The sequence below is a fragment of the Klenkia taihuensis genome (assembly GCF_900112525.1).
GTDB classification, from domain to species: domain Bacteria; phylum Actinomycetota; class Actinomycetes; order Mycobacteriales; family Geodermatophilaceae; genus Klenkia; species Klenkia taihuensis.
In genome coordinates this window covers 11,070-33,744 of record NZ_FOMD01000007.1, presented here as the reverse complement: position 1 = coordinate 33,744, position 22,675 = coordinate 11,070, and the positions used below count along the sequence as shown (strand labels likewise).

Annotated in this window: 23 protein-coding genes; 13 read left to right on the top strand and 10 right to left on the bottom strand. The window is 74.0% G+C overall.

Features of this window, described 5'->3' with window-relative positions; all coding sequences use genetic code 11:
• Positions 1 to 103 precede the first annotated feature (103 nt).
• A complete protein-coding gene (locus BM158_RS20755; RefSeq protein WP_091564184.1) occupies positions 104 to 466 on the bottom strand; it encodes a hypothetical protein in 363 nt (120 codons plus the stop codon).
• Between the two features lie 139 nt (positions 467 to 605).
• The gene (locus BM158_RS20750) at positions 606 to 902 is read right to left on the bottom strand and encodes a hypothetical protein (protein ID WP_091564182.1); all 297 of its coding nucleotides are present in this window, start codon (positions 900 to 902) and stop codon (positions 606 to 608) included.
• A 66-nt stretch (positions 903 to 968) separates the two neighbouring features.
• On the opposite strand from BM158_RS20750, the gene BM158_RS20745 reads away from it, so the two are divergent.
• The 9 genes from BM158_RS20745 to BM158_RS20705 all read left to right on the top strand — a co-directional run bounded on the left by BM158_RS20745 (position 969) and on the right by BM158_RS20705 (position 10,572).
• Positions 969 to 2,096 carry a 5-methyltetrahydropteroyltriglutamate--homocysteine S-methyltransferase gene (locus tag BM158_RS20745; protein WP_091564180.1) on the top strand — a complete coding sequence of 376 codons (1,128 nt, stop codon included), beginning with the start codon at positions 969 to 971 and terminating at the stop codon, positions 2,094 to 2,096.
• A gap of 101 nt (positions 2,097 to 2,197) precedes the next feature.
• Positions 2,198 to 2,521, top strand: a complete 324-nt coding sequence (locus BM158_RS20740; RefSeq protein ID WP_091564177.1) for an STAS domain-containing protein — start codon at positions 2,198 to 2,200, stop codon at positions 2,519 to 2,521.
• A 17-nt stretch (positions 2,522 to 2,538) separates the two neighbouring features.
• A complete protein-coding gene (locus BM158_RS20735; protein ID WP_091564175.1) occupies positions 2,539 to 3,453 on the top strand; it encodes an alpha/beta hydrolase in 915 nt (304 codons plus the stop codon).
• 178 nt (positions 3,454 to 3,631) lie between these two features.
• The gene (locus tag BM158_RS20730) at positions 3,632 to 4,414 is read left to right on the top strand and encodes an ABC transporter ATP-binding protein (protein ID WP_091564173.1); all 783 of its coding nucleotides are present in this window, start codon (positions 3,632 to 3,634) and stop codon (positions 4,412 to 4,414) included.
• On the top strand, positions 4,411 to 5,244 hold the full coding sequence (locus BM158_RS20725; RefSeq protein ID WP_229827913.1) for an ABC transporter ATP-binding protein: 834 nt from the start codon (positions 4,411 to 4,413) through the stop codon (positions 5,242 to 5,244). Before BM158_RS20730 ends, BM158_RS20725 begins: the two co-directional genes overlap by 4 nt.
• Positions 5,241 to 7,112 (top strand): AMP-dependent synthetase/ligase, encoded by a 1,872-nt coding sequence (locus tag BM158_RS20720; RefSeq protein WP_091564167.1) that lies wholly within the window; start codon positions 5,241 to 5,243, stop codon positions 7,110 to 7,112. Before BM158_RS20725 ends, BM158_RS20720 begins: the two co-directional genes overlap by 4 nt.
• Positions 7,109 to 7,996 carry a branched-chain amino acid ABC transporter permease gene (locus BM158_RS20715; protein ID WP_091564164.1) on the top strand — a complete coding sequence of 296 codons (888 nt, stop codon included), beginning with the start codon at positions 7,109 to 7,111 and terminating at the stop codon, positions 7,994 to 7,996. Before BM158_RS20720 ends, BM158_RS20715 begins: the two co-directional genes overlap by 4 nt.
• Positions 7,993 to 9,162: a branched-chain amino acid ABC transporter permease gene (locus tag BM158_RS20710; RefSeq protein WP_207506855.1), complete on the top strand. Its 1,170-nt coding sequence runs from the start codon at positions 7,993 to 7,995 to the stop codon at positions 9,160 to 9,162. The genes BM158_RS20715 and BM158_RS20710 overlap by 4 nt, the downstream gene beginning before the upstream one ends.
• An 81-nt stretch (positions 9,163 to 9,243) precedes the next feature.
• Positions 9,244 to 10,572, top strand: a complete 1,329-nt coding sequence (locus tag BM158_RS20705) for an ABC transporter substrate-binding protein (protein ID WP_109504877.1) — start codon at positions 9,244 to 9,246, stop codon at positions 10,570 to 10,572.
• 65 nt (positions 10,573 to 10,637) lie between these two features.
• Here the strand turns inward: BM158_RS20705 and BM158_RS20700 are convergent, their stop codons facing one another.
• The 3 genes from BM158_RS20700 to BM158_RS20690 all read right to left on the bottom strand — a co-directional run bounded on the left by BM158_RS20700 (position 10,638) and on the right by BM158_RS20690 (position 14,085).
• Positions 10,638 to 12,194 (bottom strand): ABC-F family ATP-binding cassette domain-containing protein, encoded by a 1,557-nt coding sequence (locus tag BM158_RS20700; protein ID WP_091564159.1) that lies wholly within the window; start codon positions 12,192 to 12,194, stop codon positions 10,638 to 10,640.
• Positions 12,195 to 12,387: 193 nt separating this feature from the next.
• Positions 12,388 to 13,242, bottom strand: coding sequence for a mycofactocin-coupled SDR family oxidoreductase (locus tag BM158_RS20695; RefSeq protein WP_091564157.1), 855 nt, complete (start codon positions 13,240 to 13,242; stop codon positions 12,388 to 12,390).
• Positions 13,243 to 13,266: 24 nt separating this feature from the next.
• The gene (locus tag BM158_RS20690) at positions 13,267 to 14,085 is read right to left on the bottom strand and encodes a mycofactocin-coupled SDR family oxidoreductase (RefSeq protein WP_278247597.1); all 819 of its coding nucleotides are present in this window, start codon (positions 14,083 to 14,085) and stop codon (positions 13,267 to 13,269) included.
• Positions 14,086 to 14,186: 101 nt separating this feature from the next.
• Here BM158_RS20690 and BM158_RS20685 point away from each other — a divergent pair, with 101 nt between their 5' ends.
• Complete coding sequence (locus BM158_RS20685) at positions 14,187 to 14,768, top strand: acyl-CoA-like ligand-binding transcription factor (protein WP_091564150.1); 582 nt, start codon at positions 14,187 to 14,189, stop codon at positions 14,766 to 14,768.
• A 10-nt stretch (positions 14,769 to 14,778) separates the two neighbouring features.
• Here the strand turns inward: BM158_RS20685 and BM158_RS20680 are convergent, their stop codons facing one another.
• Positions 14,779 to 16,008: an MFS transporter gene (locus tag BM158_RS20680; RefSeq protein ID WP_165629047.1), complete on the bottom strand. Its 1,230-nt coding sequence runs from the start codon at positions 16,006 to 16,008 to the stop codon at positions 14,779 to 14,781.
• A gap of 90 nt (positions 16,009 to 16,098) precedes the next feature.
• Between BM158_RS20680 and BM158_RS21945 the strand changes: the two genes are divergently transcribed.
• Positions 16,099 to 16,332 carry a hypothetical protein gene (locus BM158_RS21945; protein ID WP_165629046.1) on the top strand — a complete coding sequence of 78 codons (234 nt, stop codon included), beginning with the start codon at positions 16,099 to 16,101 and terminating at the stop codon, positions 16,330 to 16,332.
• An 86-nt stretch (positions 16,333 to 16,418) separates the two neighbouring features.
• The gene (locus BM158_RS20675; RefSeq protein WP_091564145.1) at positions 16,419 to 17,609 is read left to right on the top strand and encodes an HNH endonuclease signature motif containing protein; all 1,191 of its coding nucleotides are present in this window, start codon (positions 16,419 to 16,421) and stop codon (positions 17,607 to 17,609) included.
• Between the two features lie 87 nt (positions 17,610 to 17,696).
• On the opposite strand, the gene BM158_RS20670 is transcribed toward BM158_RS20675, so the two are convergent.
• Both BM158_RS20670 and BM158_RS20665 read right to left on the bottom strand, forming a co-directional pair.
• Positions 17,697 to 18,617 (bottom strand): DUF1206 domain-containing protein, encoded by a 921-nt coding sequence (locus BM158_RS20670; protein WP_229827915.1) that lies wholly within the window; start codon positions 18,615 to 18,617, stop codon positions 17,697 to 17,699.
• 3 nt (positions 18,618 to 18,620) lie between these two features.
• Positions 18,621 to 19,448, bottom strand: a complete 828-nt coding sequence (locus BM158_RS20665; protein WP_091564142.1) for a DUF1206 domain-containing protein — start codon at positions 19,446 to 19,448, stop codon at positions 18,621 to 18,623.
• 104 nt (positions 19,449 to 19,552) lie between these two features.
• On the opposite strand from BM158_RS20665, the gene BM158_RS20660 reads away from it, so the two are divergent.
• Positions 19,553 to 20,173: a hypothetical protein gene (locus BM158_RS20660; protein WP_091564139.1), complete on the top strand. Its 621-nt coding sequence runs from the start codon at positions 19,553 to 19,555 to the stop codon at positions 20,171 to 20,173.
• A 241-nt stretch (positions 20,174 to 20,414) separates the two neighbouring features.
• Here BM158_RS20660 and BM158_RS20655 read toward each other — a convergent pair whose 3' ends face one another.
• Positions 20,415 to 20,768, bottom strand: a complete 354-nt coding sequence (locus BM158_RS20655; RefSeq protein ID WP_091564136.1) for a hypothetical protein — start codon at positions 20,766 to 20,768, stop codon at positions 20,415 to 20,417.
• On the bottom strand, positions 20,765 to 22,669 hold the full coding sequence (locus tag BM158_RS20650; RefSeq protein ID WP_091564133.1) for a primary-amine oxidase: 1,905 nt from the start codon (positions 22,667 to 22,669) through the stop codon (positions 20,765 to 20,767). Before BM158_RS20650 ends, BM158_RS20655 begins: the two co-directional genes overlap by 4 nt.
• Between the last annotated feature and the right edge of the window lie 6 nt (positions 22,670 to 22,675).

Here is a 22,675-nt window from a genome sequence, read left to right as displayed (position 1 = left end):
TCCCGTCGCGTCGACCATCGTCATCCGCAGGCCGGACCCGCCGTCGGACGGCGTGTCGCGGCTGCGGATGACGATGATCGACCGCGGGCGGGGGTGGACGGGGTCAGAACCAGCGGGGGGCGGCCTGCGCGCCGGGGGCGTGGCCGTGCTTGCTGGTGGGCCTGCCCCCTCCGCGGTGGGGCACGCCGGCGTGCGGGGTGCCCTCCAGGCGCAGCCAGGTGGCGTGCAGCGAGAGCCACTGGCCGGGGGTGAGCTCGGTGGCCCGCGCGGTGGGCGGCAGGCCCTCCGCGCGCAGCCAGCGCACGCCCTCGACGCCGGGCAGCTGGCCGCGCAGCACGGCGCCGAGGGCCTTGCCGGGCGCGGCGGCGACGCCGTGCGCGAGCCGGTCGAAGCCCTCCTGCTGGTCGGCGGGGAGGGTGTCGCGCGCCGTGGCGGCGGCGGAGCCGGGTGCGGGGGGATGGGTCATGGGGACCTCCGGACGAGGGGTGGTCCGGGCAGGGGTGTGCTGCTGCCCGGTCGGTCGGTCGGGCGAGGGGTTCGGCGGTCTCAGCCGAACAGCAGCAGGGAACCCATGACGGCGACGCTAGAGCGGTCGCCGTCGTCCGTCACCCGGTTTTCCGGGCCTCCCGGGCCGCCCTGCGGGCCTTGCCGGCCTCCCAGCGCTCGCGGTCCTTGGCCCGCTTGCCGGCGTTGGCCTGGTACCTGTCCTTGCGGCGCCGGGCGCGGGCCATCTCCCGCTCCTCGAAGGTGGTGCCCTCGCCCCAGTGGCTGGCCAGGTGGCCCACCACGACCAGCACGCCGCCGAACAGCAGCACCGCGCTGCCCAGGATCGGGTCCAGGAAGAACGCCCCGACGGTGGCCAGCACCCAGACCACGGCCCCGATCTGCACGCGCTTGCTCATGGCCCGAGTATCCGCGCGGACCCTGTGCGCCGGGCGGGCCCCGGCGCGGTGGGCCAGGATCGGGGGATGAGCGCCCCCACCCCGGACGGCCCGCCGTTCCGCGCCGACCACGTCGGCAGCCTGCTCCGCCCGCCCTACCTGCTGGAGGCCCGCGGCCGGTTCGCCGCCGGCGAGCTCGACGCCGCGGGCCTGCGGGCGGTGGAGGACGAGGCGGTCGACGAGGTGGTCCGCCTGCAGGCCGACGTCGGGCTGTGCACCGCCACCGACGGGGAGTTCCGCCGGGCCTCGTGGCACATGGACTTCATCCACTCGATCGGCGGCATCGAGAAGGTGGAGGAGAACATCACCGTCCACTTCCGCAACGCCGACGGCACGCTGGACTTCACCCCGGCCGGGCTGCGGGTCACCGGGCCGCTGTCGATCGACGAGCCGGTGTTCGCCGACGACTTCGCCTACCTGCAGGGCGCGGTGCAGCCGGGCCAGACGGCGAAGCTGACCATCCCCTCGCCGTCGATGGTCCACTACCGCGGCGGCGCGGCGGCCGTGGACCCGGCGGCCTACCCCGACGAGGACGCCTTCTGGGACGCGCTGTCGGCGGCCTACCGGCAGCAGGTGCAGGGCATCGCCGCGCAGGGCTGCCGCTACCTGCAGCTCGACGACACGTCGCTGGCCTACCTCAACGACCCGGCCCAGCGCGCGCAGCTCTCGGCGCAGGGCCGCGACGCCGAGCACCAGCACGAGCGCTACATCTCCCAGATCAACGCCGCGCTGGCCGGCCGGCCCGAGGGGCTGGCGGTCACCACCCACCTGTGCCGGGGCAACTTCCGCTCCTCCTGGGCGGCCGAGGGCAGCTACGACTTCGTCGCCGAGGCGCTGTTCGGCGGGCTGGAGGTCGACGGGTTCTTCCTGGAGTTCGACGACGAGCGCTCCGGGGGGTTCGAGCCGCTGCGGTTCGTGCCCCCGGGCAAGCGCGTCGTCCTGGGCCTGGTCACCACCAAGCGGCCCGAGCTGGAGAGCGCCGACGACCTCAAGCGGCGCATCGACGAGGCCGCCCGGTACGTGCCGCTGGAGCAGCTGGCCCTGTCGCCGCAGTGCGGGTTCTCCTCCACCGTCGAGGGCAACGCGCTGACCCGCGAGGACCAGGTCGCCAAGCTCGAGCTCGTGGTGCAGGTCGCCGCCGACGTCTGGGGCTGATTTCCGGCGGGTCTGGACCCGGAACGTGATCGTGCTCTAGATTCGGGACGGCGGTCGAGAGTGCGGACGCCGGCCCCACCCCGTCTCCGAGACGAGCGCCCATGTCGGCAGCCCTGTCCTCTGCGCCCCTGCGCATCGTCGTCGCCGACCCGGTGGACGGCGTCGTCCGGGTCACCGTGACCGGCGAGGTCGACACGGTCAGCGCCGGCCAGTTGCGCGCCGCGCTGACCGGCGTGGCGGCCGACCCGGCGGTGCGCGGCCTGGTCGTCGACCTGACCGGGGTGCCCTTCGTCGCGGTCGCGGGGCTGCACCCGTTGCTCGAGGCCTCGGCCGCGGCCGAGGCCGGTCGGCGGACCATGCGCGTGCTGGCCGGCCCCGCCGGCGGGGTGCAGGGCCTGCTGGAGCGCGCGGGCGTCCTGGTCTGACCCGGCAGGATGCCGGCATGGCGACGCTGCCCCCGGACCTGACCGCGCTGGCCGAGGAGCTCGGCCCCCTGCTCACCCCACCCGCCCGCGAGGTCGGGCTCGAGGCGGCCCGCGGGCGGTTCGACCGGTTGCTCGCCCGCGGCCTGGCCGGCGCCCCCGACGTCCCCGTCTCCCGGGTCGACCTCGGGGGAGGGCTCGCCGCGGACCGGTACGACCCGCCCGGTGCGGGCGGGGCGACCGTGGTGTTCCTGCACGGCGGTGGCTGGACGGTCGGGACGGCGGCCGGGTACGGCGGGCTGGCCGCCCGGCTGGCCTCGGGGCTGTCCGCCGTCGTCCTCGCCGTGGAGTTCCGCCGGGCGCCCGAGCACCCGTTCCCGGCCGCGGTGGACGACGCCGTGGCCGCGGTCCGGTGGGCGCTGGCGCACGCCGCGGACCCGGGGCGGGTGGTGGTCGCCGGCGACAGCGGCGGTGGCAACCTGGCCGCCGTCGCCTGCCAGCAGCTGCGCGCCGCGGGGGGACCGCAGCCGGCCGCCCAGCTGCTGCTCTACCCCTCGGTCGCCGCCGGGGCGGACTGGCCCTCGGTCGACGCGCACGGCGCCAGCCCCTTCCTGGCGCTGGCCGACATGGGCTTCTACACCCGCAGCTACGTGCCCCGCGGGGTGCCGCTGACCGACCCGCGGATCAGCCCGCTGGAGGCCGCCGACCTCGCCGGTCTGCCCCCGGCCCTGGTGGCCACCGCGGAGCTGGACGCGCTGCGCGACTCCGGCCGCGCCTACGCGGCCGCGCTGGCCGGGGCGGGGGTGCCGGTGACCGCGCTCGACCTGGCCGGGGTGCCGCACGGCTTCGCCCACCTGGTCGCGCTGCACGAGGGCTGCGCGGCCGCCCTCGAGCAGGTGCTCGCCGCCGCTCGGGACCTGCCGGTGTTCGGCTGAGCTGAACGCGCAGCCTTGCCCGATCACGGGCGCATAACGAAACACCCCTCCGGATGCCGGAACGCGCCGCGTCCCTTCCGCGCCTCACAGCTGGCACCTAGTGTCGCCCATCACGTGGAGCCGGTGAGCTGGCTCACAGATGTTGATCGGTGCAACCTCCAGCGACGAAGGGCGGCACGTGCTCGCAGTCAGCAACCTCGAGGTCGTCTACGACGACGTCGTGCTGGTGCTCCGGGGGGTGAGCCTCGAGGTCCCGGACGGGAAGATCGTGGGCCTCCTGGGCGCCAACGGCGCCGGCAAGACGACCCTGCTCCGGGCGCTGTCCGGCCTCCTGGACATCCACCACGGCGCGGTCACCCGGGGCCAGATCACCCTCGACGGCGAGCGCATCGACCACCTGGACCCCCAGCAGGTCGTCGCCCGCGGCATCAGCCAGGTGCTCGAGGGCCGCCGGGTGTTCGGCGAGTTCTCCGTCGAGGAGAACCTCCGCGTCGGCGCCCACACCCGGCCCAAGGACCGGGCGGCGAACCTGGAGCGGGTCTACGACCTGTTCCCCCGGCTGCTGGAGCGGCGCACCCAGGCCGCGGGCTACCTGTCCGGCGGCGAGCAGCAGATGCTGGCCATGGGCCGGGCGATGATGAGCTCCCCGCGCTACCTGCTGCTCGACGAGCCCAGCCTGGGCCTGGCCCCGCAGCTGGTCGGCAGCATCCGCGACCTGATCAGCCAGATCAACGAGCAGGGGACGACGGTCCTGCTGGTGGAGCAGAACGCCTCGATGGCGCTGTCCATCTCCGACCACGGCTACGTGCTGGAGACCGGTCGGGTCGTCATGGACAAGCCCGCGCAGGAGCTCCTCGACGACTCCGACATCCAGGAGTTCTACCTGGGCCTGGGCGCCGAGGGCGAGCGCAGCTTCCGCGACGTCAAGCACTACAAGCGCCGGAAGAGGTGGCTGTCGTGACCCACGCGTCCCCGTCCCCCGTGCTGGAGGTCGACGGCGTCACCCTGCGGTTCAAGGGTGTCACCGCGATCAACGGCGCGACCTTCACCGTCGGCGAGCGCGAGCTGTTCGCCATCATCGGCCCCAACGGCGCCGGCAAGACCTCGGTGTTCAACGTGCTGTCGGGGGTCTACCGGCCGCAGGAGGGCTCCGTCCGCTTCCTCGGCGAGGAGATCCTCGGCCAGCGGCCGAACCGCATCGCGGCCAAGGGCATGGCCCGCACCTTCCAGAACATCGAGCTGTTCGAGAACCTCACCGTCGTCGACAACCTCATGCTCGGCCGGGCCCACCGGGTGCGGTACGGGATGTTCGCCGCGATGGCGTGGCTGGGCCCCGCCCGGAGGTCCGAGCTGGCCGACCGTGCCGCGGTCGAGGAGATCGTCGACTTCCTGGAGCTGGAGTCCTACCGGCGCTTCCCGGTCGGCCTGCTGCCCTACGGCGTGCAGAAGCGCGTCGAGCTGGGCCGCGCGCTGGCCATGGAGCCCAAGCTGCTGCTGCTGGACGAGCCGGTCGCCGGGATGAACCTCGAGGAGACCGAGGACATGGCCCGGTTCATCGTCGACATCCGCGACGAGCTGGGCGTCTCGATCCTCATGGTCGAGCACGACATGGGCCTGGTCATGGACCTCGCCGACCGGATCATGGCCGTCGACTTCGGCGTCCCGATCACCACCGGCACCCCGGCCGAGGTCCAGCGCGACCCGAACGTGATCAAGGCCTACCTGGGCGAGGACCACGACACCGGTGGCCGCCGCAAGAAGCGCACCGCGGACGAGGGGACGCCGGCATGACCACCACGCTCGAGCCGAGCACGCAGGGCACCGGGACCACCACGGTGGTCACCCGGGTCCGGGACCGCGCCTGCGAGACCCCCACCGGGGTGGCGATGCGGTCCAAGGAGAAGGGCCTGTGGCGGGAGACCAGCTGGTCGCAGTACTGGGACGACGTCCTGGACGTCGCGCACGCCTACCTCGACCTGGGCGTGCAGCGCGGTGACCGGGTGGCCATCCAGTCGGAGAACCGCCGCGAGTGGCTGGTCGCCGACCTCGCCGCCGTCGCCGTCGGCGCGGTGACCGTCGGGCTCTACCCGACCAACCCGCCGGCCGAGGTGGTGCACGTGCTGCGTGACTCCGGCGCCCGGGTGCTCGTCGCCGAGGACCAGGAGCAGCTGGACAAGGCGCTGGAGGTCTCCGCCGAGCTGCCGGCCCTGGAGCACCTCCTCTACATCGAGCCCCGCGGCATCCGCGGCCGCTACACCGACGCCCGCCTGACCTCCTGGGCGGACCTCCTCGACCGCGGCCGCGCGCACCGCGCCGCCCACCCGGGTGCGGTCGAGCAGGCCATGGCGCAGACGCAGCCCGGCGACCTGATGACCCTGATCTACACGTCGGGGACGACGGGGGCGCCCAAGGGCGCCATGCTCACCGTCGGCAACGTCGAGGCCACCATCGCCGCGCTCACCGGCCCGGCCGGTCTGCTGGACCCGCCCGCGGGCCCCAAGGACCTGTCGCTGTCCTACCTGCCGCTGTGCCACGTGGCCGAGCGCATCTTCACCACCTGGAACAACGCCGCCACCGGCATCCAGGTCAACTTCGCCGAGTCCATCGACACGGTCCCGGAGAACCTGCGCGAGATCCAGCCGACCTTCTTCTTCGCGGTCCCGCGGATCTGGGAGAAGCTGCTGGCCACCGTGCAGGTCAAGCAGTCGGCGGCCAGCACCCTCAAGCGCAACGCCGGAAACCTCGGCCTGGCGCTGTCGGCCAAGGTCGCCACCGCGATGGAGGCCAACGGCGGCAAGCACACCGCCGGCAGCCGGCTGCTGCACGGCATCGCCTGGGTGCTGGTGGTCCGGGCGCTGCGCGACCGCCTCGGGCTGCGCCGGGTGCGCTGGGCCGGCTGCGGCGCCGCGCCCGTCTCGGTCGACGTCCTGCGCTTCTTCATGGGCATCGGCGTGCCGGTGCACGAGGTCTACGGGATGACCGAGAACACCGCCTCGGCCACCGCGAACCGGCCCGGCCGGATCCGGCTGGGCACCGTGGGGGAGCCGCACGACTCGGTCGAGCTGCGCATCGACGAGGGCACCGGCGAGGTGCTCACCCGCGGCCCGGCGACCTTCGCCGGCTACTGGAACCGGCCCGACGCCACGGCCGAGGCCATCGACGCCGACGGCTGGCTGCACACCGGTGACGTCGGGGTGCTGGAGGACGGCCGGCTGCGGATCACCGACCGGATGAAGGACATCATGATCACCGCCGGCGGCAAGAACGTCGCCCCGTCGGAGATCGAGAACGCCGTCAAGGTCTCGCCGCTGATCAAGGAGTGCGTGGTCATCGGCGACCGGCGTCCCTACCTGACCGCGCTCATCGGCATCGAGCCCGACACGGTCGGCGACTGGGCGCAGAAGCAGCGGATCGCCTTCACCACCTACCGCGACCTCACCGAGCGCGCCGAGGTGAAGGAGCTGGTCCAGGGCATCGTCGACGGCGTCAACGCCGGCCTGAACCCGGTCGAGCAGATCAAGACGTTCCGGCTGCTGCCCAAGCTCCTCGACCACGAGGACGGCGAGCTCACCGCGACCCAGAAGGTCCGCCGGTCCGCGCTGGCCGAGCGCTACACCCCCCTCGTCGAGTCGATGTACAGCAAGGGAGCCCGCTCGTGAGGGACGTCCTGCTGACCGTGGTGCGGGGGCTGGGCTTCGGCTCGGTCTACGCGCTGCTGGCCGTCAGCTTCGTGATCATCTACAAGTCGTCCAAGGTGGTCAGCTTCGCCCAGCCGGCGCTCATGCTGGCCGGCGCGGTGCTGGTCAGCTACCTGGCCGGCCCGGTCGGGTTCTACCTCGCCGTCCCGCTGGCCGCGATCGCCATCGCGATGCTGGGCTGGGGCCTGGAGCGGACCACCATCCGGCCGATGATCGGCCGGCCGGTGTTCGTCGTCGCGATCATCACCCTGGGCCTGGACATCGCCATCCGGGTCGTGGTGAACGTCTTCATCGGGCCCGACGTGCGCAACGTCGGCGACCCGTGGGGGCTGAGCACCGTCGACGTGCTCGGCCTGCCGGTGCAGGAACGCTACATCGCCATGGCCGTCGTCCTGCTGGTCGTGGGGGCGGGGCTGTTCGCCTTCTTCCGGTACAGCCGGTACGGGCTGGCCATGCGGGCCTCCTCGCTGGACCAGGAGACCGCGCTGGTGCAGGGCGTCCCGGTCGGGTCGATGACCGCGCTGGCCTGGGCGATGGCCGCGGGCATCGCCGCGGTGGCCGGGGCCTTCGTGGGTGCCGGTGGCGGGGTGGACCAGTCCACCTGGGTCATCGCGCTCAAGGCCCTGCCGGCGATCATCATCGGCGGCCTGGACTCCATCGGCGGGGCCGTCGTCGGCGGCCTGCTGGTCGGCCTGGTGGAGAGCTTCTTCGCCACCTACCAGGGCGAGTACCTGCCCTTCCTCGGCCAGAACTTCTCGCTGGTCTCCCCGTACGTGCTGCTGCTGGTCGTCCTGCTCGTGCGCCCCTACGGCCTGTTCGGCACCCGAGAGGTGGAACGCGTGTGACCGCCGTCCGAGAACCGTCGAAGTCCCAGACCCCGGCGCCCGCGGAGGCCAAGGGTCGCCGGCCGCTGGGCCGGCCGATGCTCTACACCCAGTACGGCCAGGACATGGCGCTGCTCAACACCGGCGCCAAGAAGGTCGCGGTCGGCGTCCTGCTGGTGGTGGCGCTGCTGATGCCGTTCCTGCTCGAGGACGACCTGCTGCGGCTGCTGGCCACCGGCTGCGTGCTGGCCATCGGGGCGATCGGGCTCAACCTGGTCACCGGCTACGCCGGGCAGGTGAGCCTCGGGCACGCGTTCTTCATCGGGATCGGCGCCTACACCGCCGCGGTCGTCTCCGGTGACCCCGAGGACGACCGGCTGTACGGCCTGGGCATCACGTTCCTGCCGGTGTGGCTGCTGGCCGGCGGCCTGGCCGCCGCGCTGGTCGGGTTCGTCGTCGCGCCGCTGGCCAGCCGGCTGCGCGGGCTCTACCTGGCGATCGTGACCCTGGGCCTGGTCTTCCTGGGCACCCACATCTGGAACGAGTGGGACGCCGTCACCGGTGGCGTCGGGGTGGGCCGCCCGGCCGCCGACCCGGTGCTGTTCGGGGTCGACCTGTCCCGGCGCACCGAGTCCTTCAGCGCCGACCAGCAGCTGTACCTGCTGATGTTCGTGCTGCTGTGCGTGTTCGCGCTGCTGGGCCGCAACATCGCCCGCTCGGCGATGGGCCGCAGCTTCGCCGCCGTCCGCGACCGGGACATCGCCGCCGAGGTGACCGGCGTCGACGTCCGCAGGGTCAAGCGCCGGGCGTTCGTGATCAGCGGGTTCTACGCCGGCTGCGCCGGGGCGCTGCTGTTCTCCATCACCGGCTACCTCGACCCCTCCAGCTTCGGGCTGCTGCTGTCGGTGCAGTTCGTCGCGATGGTGCTCATCGGCGGGGTGTCGACGATCTCCGGCTCGATCATGGGTGCCTTCTTCATCGCCCTGCTGCCGCGGCTGACCCGCGAGCTGCCGGAGTACCTGCCGTTCCTCTCGTCCTCGGCGACGCAGACGCCCAACGTCTTCCAGGTGGAGACGCTGCTCTACGGGCTGCTCATCGTCGCGTTCCTGCTGCTGGAACCACGGGGCCTGTTCGGCCTGTGGATCCGGATCCGCAACTACTGGAAGGCCTGGCCCTTCTCGTACTGATCCACCCCCGATCTCCCGCCCGGCGACGACGCCGGGTGGGTCGCCCGACCGGCGATCGCCGGCATGGAGGGAGCACCACTGATGAGCAGCACACGGACGCGACGGCGGGTCGCGGCGGCCGGCCTGGCCGGTCTCGCGGTCTTCGCCGCGGGCTGCCGCGGCGGCGGGGAGGACCCGGCCGACGGCGGCAGCGGCGACGGCGGCATCGCCACCGACGTCGGTGTCACCAGCGATGCGTGCCCGGAGGCGGTGAACCCGGACAACGGGTGCATCTACCTCGGCACCCTGTCCGACCTCACCGTCGGCCCGTTCGCCCCCGCCGGTCCGGTCATCGTGGCCGGCCAGGAGGCGTTCTGGCAGCGGGTCAACGAGGCCGGCGGCATCGGCGGCTACGACATCAACGTGACCGAGTACGTGCGGGACAACCAGTACAACCCGCAGGTCACCAACCAGGTCTACCAGGAGATCAAGCCCGACATCCTGGCCCTGGCCCAGACCCTCGGCTCGCCGCCCACCGCGGCCATCGTCGAGGACCTGGAGGCCGAGAACATCGTCGCGGCCCCGGCCGGGTGGACCTCGCTCTACCTGTTCCAGGACGCCATCCTGGAGTCCGGCCCGACCTACTGCGCCGAGGCCATGAACGGCGTCGACTACGCGGTGGAGACCAACGGCGCCGAGTCGGTCATGGCGGTGCACTACGCCGGTGACTACGGCGGCGACGCCGCGGCCGGCGCCAAGGTGGCCGCCGACGCCAACGGCATCGAGTTCGCCAACGTCGAGACCACCGCGGGCACCGACAACCAGGCCTCGGCCGTCGCCGCGATCGTCGAGCAGCAGCCCGACGTCGTCATCGTGTCCACCGGTCCGGCCGACATGGCCACCATCGTGGGCCAGTCGGTGGCCGCCGGCTTCACCGGCAAGTTCCTCGGCTCCTCGCCGACCTGGAACGTCGCCCTGCTGGCCAGCCCGGCCGCGCCGGCGCTGCAGGCGTCCTACCAGCTGCTCGGCCCGTGGGCGCCGTTCGACGCCGACACCCCGGGCCACGAGGCCATGCGCGAGGCCGCCGAGGCCGCGGGCGCGACCCCGAACGAGTTCTTCACCTCGGGCTGGGTGTGGTCCTACCCGCTGAAGGCGGCGCTCGAGGCGGCGGCGGAGAACGGAGACCTGACCCGTCAGGGGCTGTACGAGGCGGCGTCGGGCCTGAGCTCGGTGGACTACGAGGGCATGCTGCCCGACGGGTCCGGCGACTACGCCGACGGCGCGGACTCCGCCGCCGTGCGGGTGACCCAGCTGTCCGCCCCGGACCCGAACGCCTCCACCGGCATCACGGTCTCCGAGGCCGACCTGGCGGGCCCGACCGCCGAGGGCTACGAGTTCAGCGGTCCCTGCTACGAGGACGTCGAGCTCTGACGTCCTGAGCACCCCGGCGGCGGCCGGTCACCCCCCGGGGTGGCCGGCCGTCGTCGTGCGCGGGGTCAGCCCAGGTGCAGGCGCGGCCAGTCGGCCAGGTCGCGCAGCAGCCGGCGGTCGTGGCTGGCCACCACCACCGCGGCTCCCGTGCCGCGCAGCGCAGCGGTGAGCTCGTCGACGAGCGCGGCCGACAGGTGGTTGGTCGGCTCGTCGAGCAGCAGCAGGTCCGGCCGGGAGCCGAGGACGACGGCGAGGTGCAGCCGCCGCCGCTGCCCCTGCGACAGCCGGCCGACCGGGGTGGCCAGCGCCTCGGCGTCCAGCAGGCCGGCGGCCGGGGCGCCGTCGAGCGCCTGGTGGGCGGTCCGGTCGGCAGGCAGCTGGTCGGACTCCTGCGCGAGGAGCGCCACGCCCCCGTGCCGGTGCACCCGTCCGGCCGTGGGGTCCAGCAGGCCGGCGAGGACGGCGAGCAGCGTGGACTTGCCCGCTCCGTTGCCGCCGGTGACCACGAGCCGGTGACCCGCGGCCATGGCCAGGTCGACGGGGCCGGGCACGCGGCCGGCGACGGCCACCCCGTCGGCGGTGAGCAGCGGAGAGCCGGGCCGGGGTGCGAGGTCGGGGAACCGCAGCGGTACCGGGGGCCGGGGTGCGGTGACCCGGTGCGCTGCGAGCGCCTGCTGGTCGCGGCGCAGCGCCTGGACGGCGCCGGGGGCGTGCGACTGCCGCTGGTGCTTGCCGGTGCCCTTGTCCGGGCGCCAGCCGGTGGACAGCCGGCCGCGGGCCCGGTCGACCGCGGCGGCCAGCCGCTGGTGCTCGGCCACCTGGCCGGCGTGCGCCTGCGCCCACGCCTCGCGGTCGCGGTGCCGGCCCTCCTGCCAGTCGGCGTACCGACCGGTGTGCAGGGTGGCGGTGCCGTCCCGGCTGGGGTCCAGGTCGAGGAAGGACGTCGCGGTGTCGGCCAGCAGCGCCCGGTCGTGGCTGACCAGCGCCCAGCCGCCGGGGGCGTCGCGCAGCGCGACGGTGAGGAAGTCCAGGCCGGCGGCGTCCAGGTGGTTCGTGGGTTCGTCGAGGAGCAGCAGGTCGTGCCGCGCGCCGAGCAGGCAGGCCAGCCGGACCCGGTAGCGCTGGCCCACCGACAGGGTGGCCAGCCCGCGGCCGCGGTCGGTGCACGCGCCGAGGGCGTCGAGGGCGACGTCGATCCGCCGTCCGGCGTCCCAGGCGTCCAGCCGGGTGGCCCGGTCGAGGGCGTCGGCGTAGCGGTCCGCGGCGCCGTCCGCCCCGTCGGCGAGGTCGGCGGTGGCGCGGTCCAGGTCGTGCAGTGCCCGGGCGGGGGCCGCCGCGGCCGCGGTGGTGAGGTCGCCGACGGTCGCGCCGGGTGCGACCGGCATGTCCTGCCGGGCGAGGCCGAGGGTGCCGGTGCGGTGCACGGTGCCCTCGTCGGGTGCCAGCAGGCCGGCGAGGACGTGCAGCAGGGTGGTCTTGCCGCGGCCGTTCTCGCCGACGACGGCGAGCCGGGAGCGGGTGGTCAGGGTGAGGGAGAGATCCCGCAGGACGGGGCGCCCGCCGCGGGTGGTCGAGACGTGCTCGGCGCGCAGCTGGGCGGCCGGGGTGGGGGTGGGGGACACGGGGCTGCTCCGGAGGTCGTCCTGGAGCCGGGCAGCGCTGGGGGCCGCCCGGCGGTGGCCGGGACGGCGGGCGGAGGTCCTGCGGGAGGTCCGGGTGCGCCGCCGTCAGCGGCGCGACCACGGCCTCGCGGAGCAGCGGTGCACGTCGCCCATCGTCGGGTGACGACCGGGGACGGGCAACCGGGTTGTCGGGTCAGCGCACGGGTGCGTGGTTGAAGCCGGGCAGGATCATGTGGCCGGCGTCGACGGGGATGGTCACGCCGGTGACCGCCGCGGCGAGCTCGCTGTTGAGGTACAGCGCGGTGTTGGCGATGACCTCCGGCGGCATGAACGTCGTCCCCTTGAGGGCGTGGAAGCCGTAGCCGCCGTTGAGCATGTCCTCCTCGGTGCCGCCCTCGTGACCGGCGAACATGTCCCAGGCGCCCTGGTGGTCGGTCATCGGGGTCTTGATCGCGCCCGGGTTGATCGAGTTGCAGCGGATGCCGTGCGGGGCGAGCTCGAGGGCGATGTTCTTCATCAGCCCGATGACGCCGTGCTTGGCGGCCACGTAGTGCGCGTAGTCCACCCCCGGCTCGAGGCCGTTCACCGAGGAGGTGATGACGATGGAGCCGGTACCGCGCTCGATCATGTGCGGGGCGACCGCCTTGGCCGACTTCCAGACGCCGGTGAGGTTGACCCCGATCATGTCCTCCCAGGACTCGTCGGTGAGTTCCCAGAACGGGCCCTGGGTCCAGATGCCGGCGTTGGCGATGAGGATGTCGAGCTGGCCGAACTCGGCGATCCCGCGAGCGACGGCGTCGTCCATCTGCTGCTGGGAGCGGACGTCGGCGACCACGCTGATCGCCCGCCGGTCCAGGGCCTCGACCTGGCGGACGGTCTCGGCGAGGTCGTCCTCCTTCGCCATCGCGTAGGGCACGGTGCCGATCTGGTCGGCAATGTCGACCAGGACGATGTCGGCGCCCTCGCGGGCGGAGACGACGGCGTGCGCGCGGCCCTGGCCGCGGGCGCCACCGGTGATGAGTGCAACCTTGCCGTCGAGCAGTCCCACGGTGTTCTCCTCAGGTGTGGGGGCTCAGAGCTGTCCGCCGGCGTCCACCACGTGGGTGGTGCCGGTGACGTAGCGGCCGTCGTCGGAGACGAGGTAGAGGACGGCGTTGGAGATGTCCACGGCCTCGATCGCCGGGACGGGCAGCTTGTTCAGCGTCAGCGCCGCCTCCTCGAAGTCCTCGCGGGTGGGGTGCTCGAGGTCGGGGCGGAAGAGCCGGTAGGTCGGCTCGTTGAGGATCATCTCGGTGGCCACGGTCGTCGGGTGGATGGTGTTCACCCGGATGCGGTGCGGCGCGAGCTCCTTGGCCATGATCTTGGAGAGCATCACCAGGCCGGCCTTGGCCGCGGAGTAGTGGGCGGTGTTCGGGTTGGCGTAGATCGCGGCCAGCGAGCTGGTGATGACGACCGAGCCGCCGCGCCCGCCGCCGATGATGTGCGGCACCGACGCCCGCAGGGTCTTCCAGACCCCGGTCAGGTTGACGTCGATCATCGTCTGCCAGGTCTCCTCGTTCATCTCCAGCGTCGGGGCCGGGACAGAGATGCCGGCGTTGGCCAGCACGACGTCGAGCCGGCCGAGCTGGGCGACGCCGTCCTCGACGGCGCGGGTCAGGCCGGCCAGGTCGCGGACGTCGACCTCGCTGGCCACGATCCGGCGGTCCAGCGCCTCGACTTGGCGGACGGTCTCGGCCAGGTCCTCCGACGTCGCCCCCGGGTAAGGGACCGTCTCGACCGGGGCGCAGACGTCGACGGCGATGATGTCGGCGCCCTCCTGGGCCAGCCGCAGCGCGTGGCTGCGGCCCTGCCCCCGGGCTGCGCCCGTCACGAACACGACCGTGCCGTCCATCCGACCCATGACTGATCCTCCCGTGCTGGTGTGACCTGCGCCTCACGTTATGGCACTGGGTGCCACAAGGGCAAGGTCGGGGAATGGGGCACCATCCCGGCATGACCACGGGGGAGCGCGGGGGGCGGCCGGCGGTGACGTCGGCGCAGGAGCTGTCGGAGGTGGCACTGCGGTTGTTCGTCGAGCGCGGCTACGACGAGACCAGCGTGGACGACGTCGCGGCGGCTGCCGGGATCGGCCGGCGGACCTTCTTCCGCTACTTCCCGACCAAGGCCGACGCGCTCTTCGCCGCCTCTCCCGGGGACGTGCGCCGGCTCGCCGACTCGTTGGCGGCGGCGGACGCCGACGAGCCGGTCCGGGCCGCCGTCCGGCGTGCAGTGCTGACTGCGCTGGCCGTGCCGCCGGGGGAGGAGGGGTGGGTCCGGCGCCGGGCACTGCTGGTGCTGACCGTGCCCGCGCTGCGGGCGCACGGCCACACCACCTTCGACGCGTGGCGGGCCGCGGTCGCCGGCTTCACCGCGCGCCGCCTGGGCCTGCCTCTGGACGACGTGGTGCCCGTGGCGGTCGGGCACGCCGCGCTGGCCGCCTCGCTCACCGCGCACGAGCACTGGCTGTCGACGGCCGGGGGGACCCTGGCGGAGTCCCTCGCCGCCGCGCTGGACCTGCTGCTCCCCGACGTCTGACACTCCGCGCTCAGGCGGTGGGGAGCTCGTCCGCGTGCCGGAAGCCCGACCGGGCGAGCGCGAGGGTCGACGCCGCGATGACCGCCGCGGCGACGATCAGCGCGGTCCGCGGGGACGTGGCCAGCGCCAGCGCGCCGCCGGCCGGGGCGCCGACGACGATGGCGGCCCGGTTGAACGAGCGCATCGTGGCGTTCGTCCGGCCCTGGAGGTGGTCGGGGGTGACGGCCTGCCGGTGCGACATCTCGAACGGGCCCTCGACGCCCATCCCGACCCCGAACAGCAGTTGCGCAACGACGACCCCCACCAGCTCCGGGCCGGGCAGCAGGGGCAGCACGACCAGCAGCAGGACGCCGGTGGCCTCGACGATCCGCCCGCCGACGACGGTGCCCGCCCCGCCCGTCCGCCGTCCCACCCGGTGTGCGACCGAGGTGCCGACCAGGGTGCCGACCCCGGCCGCCGCGGTGGCGACCCCGAGGCCGAACGCACCGACGTCGAGCACCGTGAGCAGGTAGGTGACGGCGACGGTGCCGATCGCGGCGTTCGCGACGAACCAGGTGTGCGTGGTGAGCGCGAGCGGGCGCAGCGTCGGGTGCCGGTAGACCCACCGCACGCCCTCGCGGAGCTCCGTCAGCACCGCCCGCCTCGGTGCCCTGGGCGGTCCAGGGTCGCGCAGCGGGGTGGCGAGCACGAGGACCCCGGAGGCCAGGTGGCCGACCGCACCGACGAGCAGCGCCAGCGGCGCCCCCGCCGCGGCCAGCGCGCCGCCGAGCAACGGGCCTGCCCCCTGGGCCGCGGCGTCGCCCTGCTGCAGCCGGGTGTTCGCCCGGCCCAGCCCGGCCGCGCCGACGAGGCGGGGGAGGAAGGACTGCTGCGCGGCGTCCCCGACCACCGCGGCCAGGCCGAAGGCGGCGACCAGCGCGGTCAGCGTCGCCAGCGTGAGGACGTCGAGCGCGGCGAGCAGGGGGACGGCGGCGAGCACCGCGGCGCGGGCGAGGTCGGCCCCGGCCAGCAGCGGACGGCGGCGGACCCGGTCGGCGAGCACCCCGGCGAACAGGCCGACCAGCAGGTAGGGCGCCCACCGTGCGGCGTTCACCCAGCCGAGGTCCAGCGCCGTGCCGTCGAGGTCGACCTCGACCAGGACGCCGATGGCCACGCTGGTGACGTAGGCGCCGAACCCGGTGACGGTCGACGCGGCCCAGAACCTCCCGAACCCGGGCGCGGTGGCGGGCCGGTCGGTCACGCCCCGACCCTGCCCGACGGTCGTTCCCGGTGCCAGGCTCGCCGCACGTCGTCCCCGGTCGACCGGTGGTCGCGACTGTTCCGGGCCGGGGTGGACGCGGTCGCGGACGCCTGGGCAGGTTCGCTGTCGGAGCTGTGGGCCCGGGAGCTGCACGCGGCGGTGTTCCTGGCGTGGTCCAGCGTCGGGGTTGCCGTTCTGCTGGCGGTGTCCGTCGTGGTGTCCGGGGCTTCCTGGTGGGCGTCGATCGCGGTCGGAGGTGTTGCTGCCTCGTTCGCGCTGGCCCACCGGCGGGCGCGGCGCCGCGGCGGACCGGACCTGCAGTGATCTGCCGATCACCCTCCTGACCTGGCCGTTCGTCGCCTGCCGGGGTAGAATTCGAACACGTGATCGAACATACGGGAGGTGGCGTAGTGACCGTTCTCGAGCTGGACGAGGTCGAGGACCTGCACCGCCTGCCCGCCGGGGATGTGCTGGCGCTGTTGGGCGGGCTGGTGGTGGAGCGCAACCGGCTGGACGCGCAGATCGCCGGGCTGGTCCGGCACGCGGAGCTGACCCAGGCTGCTGAGCACGACGGGCTGGCCTCGATGCGCTCCTGGCTGATCGGGCACCTGCGGCTGTCGGCGGCGGAGGCGTCGCGGATCGTGCGGGCGGCGCGGCTGCTAGCGCATGTGCCGCACCTGGCCGCAGCCTTCGCCGAGGGGTCGGTCACCGCAGCCCAGGTGGATGTGGTGGCCGGGGCGATGGGGGAGTCCGACCGGGCCCGCGCCCAGGAGCAGGACGTCGACGTCGATGCCTTCGACCGGGCGTTCACCGCGGTCGCGGTGTCGTCCTCCCACCAGTCGTTGGTCGTGGCGGTGCGGGCCTTCGCCGACGTGCTGGACCCCGACGGTCCCGAGCCCGACCCCACCGAGGGTCGGCGGCTGACGATGTCGGCGCACGCCGACGGCAGCGTCACCGGGCGCTTCGACCTGGACGCGGTGGGTGGGGAGAAGCTGCGCACCGCGATCGAGGCGGTCGTGCAGGCCGACCGGCCCGCCGGTGATCTGCGCACCCGCGCCCAGCAGCAGGCCGACGCCCTCGTCCAGCTCGCCGACGTCCAGCTGGCCGCCGGTGACCTGCCGGTGCTGCGGACGGTGAAGCCGCACGTGGTGGTCACCATCGCCGCCGAGGACCTCGTCGGGGAAGGCACCGGCCCGGGGACGGCGGCCACCGGCTTCGGCACCGTCATCTCCGCCGCCCGGGCCCGTTGGCTGGCCTGCGACGGGGAGGTGTCCCGCATCGTGATGGGGCCAGACGGCACCCCGCTGGACGTCGGGCGGGCGCACCGGGTGGTCACCCCCGCGCTGCGGCGGGCGGTGGTGGCCCGGGACAGAGAGTGCGTGTTCGCCGGCTGCGACGCCCCGCACCACTGGGCCGAGGTCCACCACCTGGTGCACTGGGCCCACGGTGGCGCGACGTCGCTGGCCAACTCGGCGCTGTTGTGCGAACGCCACCACACCAAGGTCCACCACGGCGCCCGCATCTGGCGCGACCCCGGCGGCCGATGGCACACCTTCCGACCCGACGACACCGAGATCCTCACCGGCCCCCGCATCGGGTGAGTCGCCCGGGTGCGGCGTGCGCTGTGGCGGCGTCGACTGGGTGCGGTGGCCGGTGCTGGGTCCGGCCACCGCGGGTGGTGGGCGCCGTCAGGTGGCGGGGTCGCGGTCGGGGTAGCGGGCGCGGGCCAGGGCGTAGACGCCGAACGCCGCGAACCCGGCGGCGACGGCGGTGAGCAGCCACTGGCCGGCGGGCACGGCGCCGATGGCGTTGAGGGCGCCGTCCAGGCCGGTCGCCGTGGACACGTCGCGGGTGGCCGCGGCGAACACCACCAGGCCGCCGGCGACGGCGAAGGCCACCGCCTTGGCCAGGTAGCCCACCCGGCCCACCGCGGCGATCGTCGGCTCGTACTTGTCCGGCGCGGCGTCCAGGTCGATGTCCTTCATGAACCCCGCCGTCCAGCCGCGCCAGGCCAGGTACACCCCGACCCCGACCACCCCCAGGCCGCCCAGCACCAGCAGTGCCGCGCCGCCGGGGATCTCCAGCAGGTCGTCGGTCAGGTCCTGCGTGCTGTCGGTGGCGTCGTAGCGGGCCCCGACCGCGAACACCAGCGCCACCACCGCCAGTGCTCCGTAGACCACCGCCTTGGCCACGCACTTCGCGCACACGAACGCCGCGTGCAACCGGCGGTCGGGGACCAGCAGCCCGGTCCACCAGCGCAGCACCTCACCGGCCTGCCACACCGCGAGCGACAGCAGGCCCAGCCCGATCACCCACAGCAGCACCAGTCCACCGGGGGACTCCGACACCGTCCGCAGCGCGCCGGCCTGGTCGGCGTCGGCGGCGTCCGGGTCGACCCGCCAGGCGACGGTGAACGCCAGCCACCCGATGAGCAGGTGCACCGCGCCGTAGGCGACCAGCCCGACCTGCGCCAACCGTTCCAGCCACGGGTGGTCGGTGACCTCCCGGGCGTGGTCGGCCACCGCGTGCGCGCGGTCCAGCCACCGGTCGGGGATGCGGGCGACCACCCGGTCCAGGGCCCGGCTCAGCGCGGGGGGCAGCTCCGCCACGCGTCAGGTGCGCTGCGGGTAGCGCGCGCGGAAGAAGCAGAAGACGCCGAACGCGGCGATGCCCAGGGCGACCAGGGTCAGCAGCCACTGGCCGAAGGGGGCCTGCAGGATCGTGTGCATGGCGCCGTCCAGGCCGGTGGCCTTCGAGGGGTCGAAGGTGATCGCCGCGTAGGCGAGCAGCCCGCCGACGACGACGAACGCCGCGCCCTTCGCGACGTACCCCACCTGCCCCAGCCGCTCGACCACCCGCACCTGCTGCGGCGACGCCGAGGAGGTGTCGATCTCCTCCAGGAACTTCTTCCTGAGGCCCTTCACCACCTGGTAGACGCCGACACCGATCACGACCAGGCCCGCGACGCCGACGAGGAACCGCCCGCCGGGCAGGCCGAACGTGCCCGACGTGGTCTGCTGCTGCTCGGCCGAGCTGGACGACCCCCCGCCGGTGGCGAACCGCAGCGCGGAGAAGGCGAGGAAGGCGTAGACGACCACCTTGCCGACGCACTTGACGACGCCGGTGACCGCCTTCTTCTTCGCGTCGCCGGACCCGGAGAGCCCGCCGGTGTACCGCAGCACCTCGGCGGCCTGCCACAGCGCCAGCGCGATGAGCCCCACGCCGAGCACCCACAGCAGCGGCCTGCCGAACGGCTCGGACGCCACCGTCTGCAGCGCACCGGACTGGTCGGCGGACCCGTTGCCACCGCCCCACGCCAACTGCAGCGCGAGCCACGCGATGAGCAGGTGCACCACGCCGTAGGCGACCAGCCCGACGCGGGCCAGGTGCTCCAGCGCGTCGGACCGGGCGACCCGGCCGGCGGTCTGCTGTGCGCTCATGGGGGGACCTCCGTGCGGCTGCTGGGTGTGGACTGCGGCCCCGTTCCGGGCAGCGTGGCACAGCCGAACCGGTTCCGCCGGTCGGATGGGGGACACTTGTCCCCGTGACGAGCGCTGCCACCTCCACCCCTGTCCCGGCCCCCGAGCAGGCCCGGCGGTCCTGGCCGTGGACGGCCCTGCAGGGTGCCGTGCTGGTGGTGCTCGCGGTGGTCGGCGTGGTCGTCGCCGACACCGGCGTGCGCGTCATGCTGGCCGGCGTCGGCGTCCTGGCCGTGCTGCGCGGCGTGGGCACGCTGCGCGCCGCCCGGGCGGGTTCGGTCGAGCGGTCGGTGGCCGCCCTCGGCGCCGGCGCGGTCTGGCTCGGTGCGGTCGCCGTCGGGCTGGCCCTGTTCCCGGCCGTCGTCGCGGCCTGGACCTGCGTGGTGGCCCTCGCCGGCGTCCTGGCTGCGCTGGTCGTCCGGGCCCGGCGGCGGGCTGCCGCGGCCGCCGCCGTCGCCGTCGCGGTGGCCGCGCTGGCCGCGGGCGCGGTGCTCGGGGGACCGGGCTACCTGGCGGCCCTCGCCGTCCTCGCCGTGGCGGTGGCGGTCCTCGTCGCCGGCATCGCGACCCTCGTCGGCGCGGTGGCGCTGCGGAAGCTGGCGAACGAGCCGGCGCCGGCGGTCCCGGCCGCCTGCGCCGGGTGCGCCTGCTCCGGCGGCGGGTGCGGGGTCCTGCCGCGCGCCTGAGGGTCGTCCTCGACACGCAACCGCGAGTTCATCAGGACGTCATGACGTCTGGGTAGCGTTGCGCTCGTCACATCCCGACGAGCTCCGGAGACCACCATGCGCACCCTCGAGCGCGGCGCCTGGACCTGCGCCAACTGCCCGACCACGAACGAGTCCCACCGCAAGCGCTGCACCGACTGCGGCACCACCCGGCACTGACACCGCAAGGGGTGGGCCCGCACCGCGGCGGACCCACCCCTCATCACCGGCGCAGCAGCGCCACCGCGGCCAGCACCAGCTGCGCTGCCACCAACCCGAGCGCGACGTGCCCCGCACCGGCCCCGTGGTGCATCCCGTGCCCGGCCACCACCGGCGCGTGCAGCGCCAGCATGCCGAGGTCGACCAGCGCGGTCAGGCCCCACACCGACGCCGTCGGCGCCCGCCACAGGTGCATCGCGCACGGCACGCAGACCAGCGCCATCCCCGCCATCGCCACCGCGGACACGTCCCCGGACGCGGCCAGCACCAGGTGCACCGCGGCCGACGCCAGCGCGAGGACGGCGGCCGCCCGGCCGAGGACCGGGGCACGCAGCCGGGCGGGCAGGACCGTGGTCATCCCTTGCCCCGGCAGTGCGACGACGTCGACGCCGGCACCCCGAGCGCGGGGTTGGCGTCGAAGAACCCGACCGGCTTGAGCACGAAGCCGGCGTAGTCGGTCGGCATGACCGGCCAGTCCTCCGGCCGCGGGAAGTGGGTCAGCCCGAAGGTGTGCCACAGGACGACGTCGGTGTCGGTCAGCTCGGCGTCGTCGCGGGTGAACGCGGGCAGGCCGCCGGCGCCGGGGTGCTGGTTCACGAAGTCACCCGCCGGGTAGCGCTCGGCCGGGTCGTACTCGGTCACCCACAGCGACTTCGTCGCGAACGTCGCCCGCTGGTGGATCGAGCTGGAGTCGTCGGCCAGCAGCACCGGCGCGTTCTCGGGGTGCAGTGCGTAGCCCACCGGTTGGCCCAGCCGGTTGGTCTTGCCCGGGTTGACCACGTGCCAGGTCCGGCCCTTGGTGGCGTCGGTGGTGCGGCCGCCCTCGGACTCCCGGGTGATCGGGGTCAGCGAGCGGGTGAAGGCGTTGCCGTAGGGGTTGGTGTCGCTGACCGGCACCCGGACGGCGTCCACCTCGTGCACGGTGTTGCCCGACCCGTCGGCGGCGTCCACGGCCATGTCCAGCCGCGCGGAGAACAGGTGCTGGTGGAACGGCGCGCCGAGACCCGGGGCGATCTCGGTGGCGTAGGGGTGCTCGTCGCCGCGGTAGGCCGAGGTGAACACCACGCCGGTCGCCTTGGACTCCAGCTGGATCGTGCCGTCGGTGTAGAGGTACCAGTAGAAGCCGTAGTCGTAGTTGCCGATCGTGGTGAAGAAGCTGATCACCAGCCGCCGGGAGCGCCGGGTCTCGGCCATCCCGGTGAACATGTCGGTGTGCTTCCAGGCGACGCCGTAGTCCTCCTCGTGCAGGCAGATCGCGTTGCGCATCACCCGCGGGTGGCCGGTCTCGTCGGCGATCGTGGCGTCGAAGTAGTGGATCTCGCCCAGGCAGTCGCAGCCCAGCTCCAGGGCGTTGGTGTACCGGGCGAAGAGGTACTCGCCGGTGTCGAAGTAGTTCTGCCAGAACCGCACCGGTGAGGGGTCGGCGTAGGGCACGACCATCTCGGCGATCGAGGCCCGGTGGACCACCGACCGGCCGTCGACCGCCAGCTGGTTCAGCACCAACCCCTCGCGCATGTCGAACCCGACCCGGAACTCCCAGCCGGCCCAGCGGACGACGTCGTCCTCGACGGTGAACGAGCGGCCCTCGGGCTGGGTGATCTCGATCGGCTTGAGGTCTCGCGGGGTGCCCTGCAGCGACACCCGCTCGGCGGGCACGGGCAGGTCGAAGTGGTCGTGCACCGCCGTCGTCACGCCGCGGGTGATGTCCACGTAGGCGACGACGCCGTCCACCGGGTGCGCCCAGGGCAGGTCGTCGGGGTCGGCCTGGTGGAAGCCGAGGACGCGGACGACGCGGTGGCCGAACTCGTCGTCGAAGTAGGACCCGGCCGAGAGCGGCACCGCGCGGACGTCGGCCACGCCCAGTCCGCGCTTGGTCATCGCGGCCTGCCAGGCCTCGTCGACGGCCAGGATCGGCTCGATGGCCTCGAACTCGGCGTCGGTGATGGGCACCTGCCCGTCGGCGACGCCGTCGATCTCGGTGTCGCGCAGCACCGTGCCCTGGGAGACGGAGACGAGGACGTCGCGGCCGGCGCCGGTGGCGCGGTCCAGCAGCAGCACCCGCAGCCGGCGCTCCACCGGCGTGCCCGCGGTGAACTCCTGGACGTCGCGCTTGTGCGGCTCCTCGAGGCCCACGTAGACGAACACGGTGCTGGGCTGCACGAGGCCGGCGTCGGTGACCAAATGGCGGGCGGCGTCGACCTCCTCGGCGGTCATCCGGGACAGCGGGTGGGTGGCGGTGCGGTTCTCGGTGGTGGTCATGGCGGG

Excerpts from the sequence above, each read along its gene's own strand:
- BM158_RS20755 (WP_091564184.1), bottom strand. The coding sequence starts at position 466 with ATGACCCATCCCCCCGCACCCGGCTCCGCCGCCGCCACGGCGCGCGAC.
- BM158_RS20750 (WP_091564182.1), bottom strand. The coding sequence starts at position 902 with ATGAGCAAGCGCGTGCAGATCGGGGCCGTGGTCTGGGTGCTGGCCACC.
- BM158_RS20745 (WP_091564180.1), top strand. The coding sequence starts at position 969 with ATGAGCGCCCCCACCCCGGACGGCCCGCCGTTCCGCGCCGACCACGTC.
- BM158_RS20740 (WP_091564177.1), top strand. The coding sequence starts at position 2,198 with ATGTCGGCAGCCCTGTCCTCTGCGCCCCTGCGCATCGTCGTCGCCGAC.
- BM158_RS20735 (WP_091564175.1), top strand. The coding sequence starts at position 2,539 with ATGGCGACGCTGCCCCCGGACCTGACCGCGCTGGCCGAGGAGCTCGGC.
- BM158_RS20720 (WP_091564167.1), top strand. The coding sequence starts at position 5,241 with ATGACCACCACGCTCGAGCCGAGCACGCAGGGCACCGGGACCACCACG.
- BM158_RS20705 (WP_109504877.1), top strand. The coding sequence starts at position 9,244 with ATGAGCAGCACACGGACGCGACGGCGGGTCGCGGCGGCCGGCCTGGCC.
- BM158_RS20690 (WP_278247597.1), bottom strand. The coding sequence starts at position 14,085 with ATGGACGGCACGGTCGTGTTCGTGACGGGCGCAGCCCGGGGGCAGGGC.
- BM158_RS20685 (WP_091564150.1), top strand. The coding sequence starts at position 14,187 with ATGACCACGGGGGAGCGCGGGGGGCGGCCGGCGGTGACGTCGGCGCAG.
- BM158_RS20665 (WP_091564142.1), bottom strand. The coding sequence starts at position 19,448 with ATGAGCGCACAGCAGACCGCCGGCCGGGTCGCCCGGTCCGACGCGCTG.
- BM158_RS20655 (WP_091564136.1), bottom strand. The coding sequence starts at position 20,768 with ATGACCACGGTCCTGCCCGCCCGGCTGCGTGCCCCGGTCCTCGGCCGG.
- BM158_RS20650 (WP_091564133.1), bottom strand. The coding sequence starts at position 22,669 with ATGACCACCACCGAGAACCGCACCGCCACCCACCCGCTGTCCCGGATG.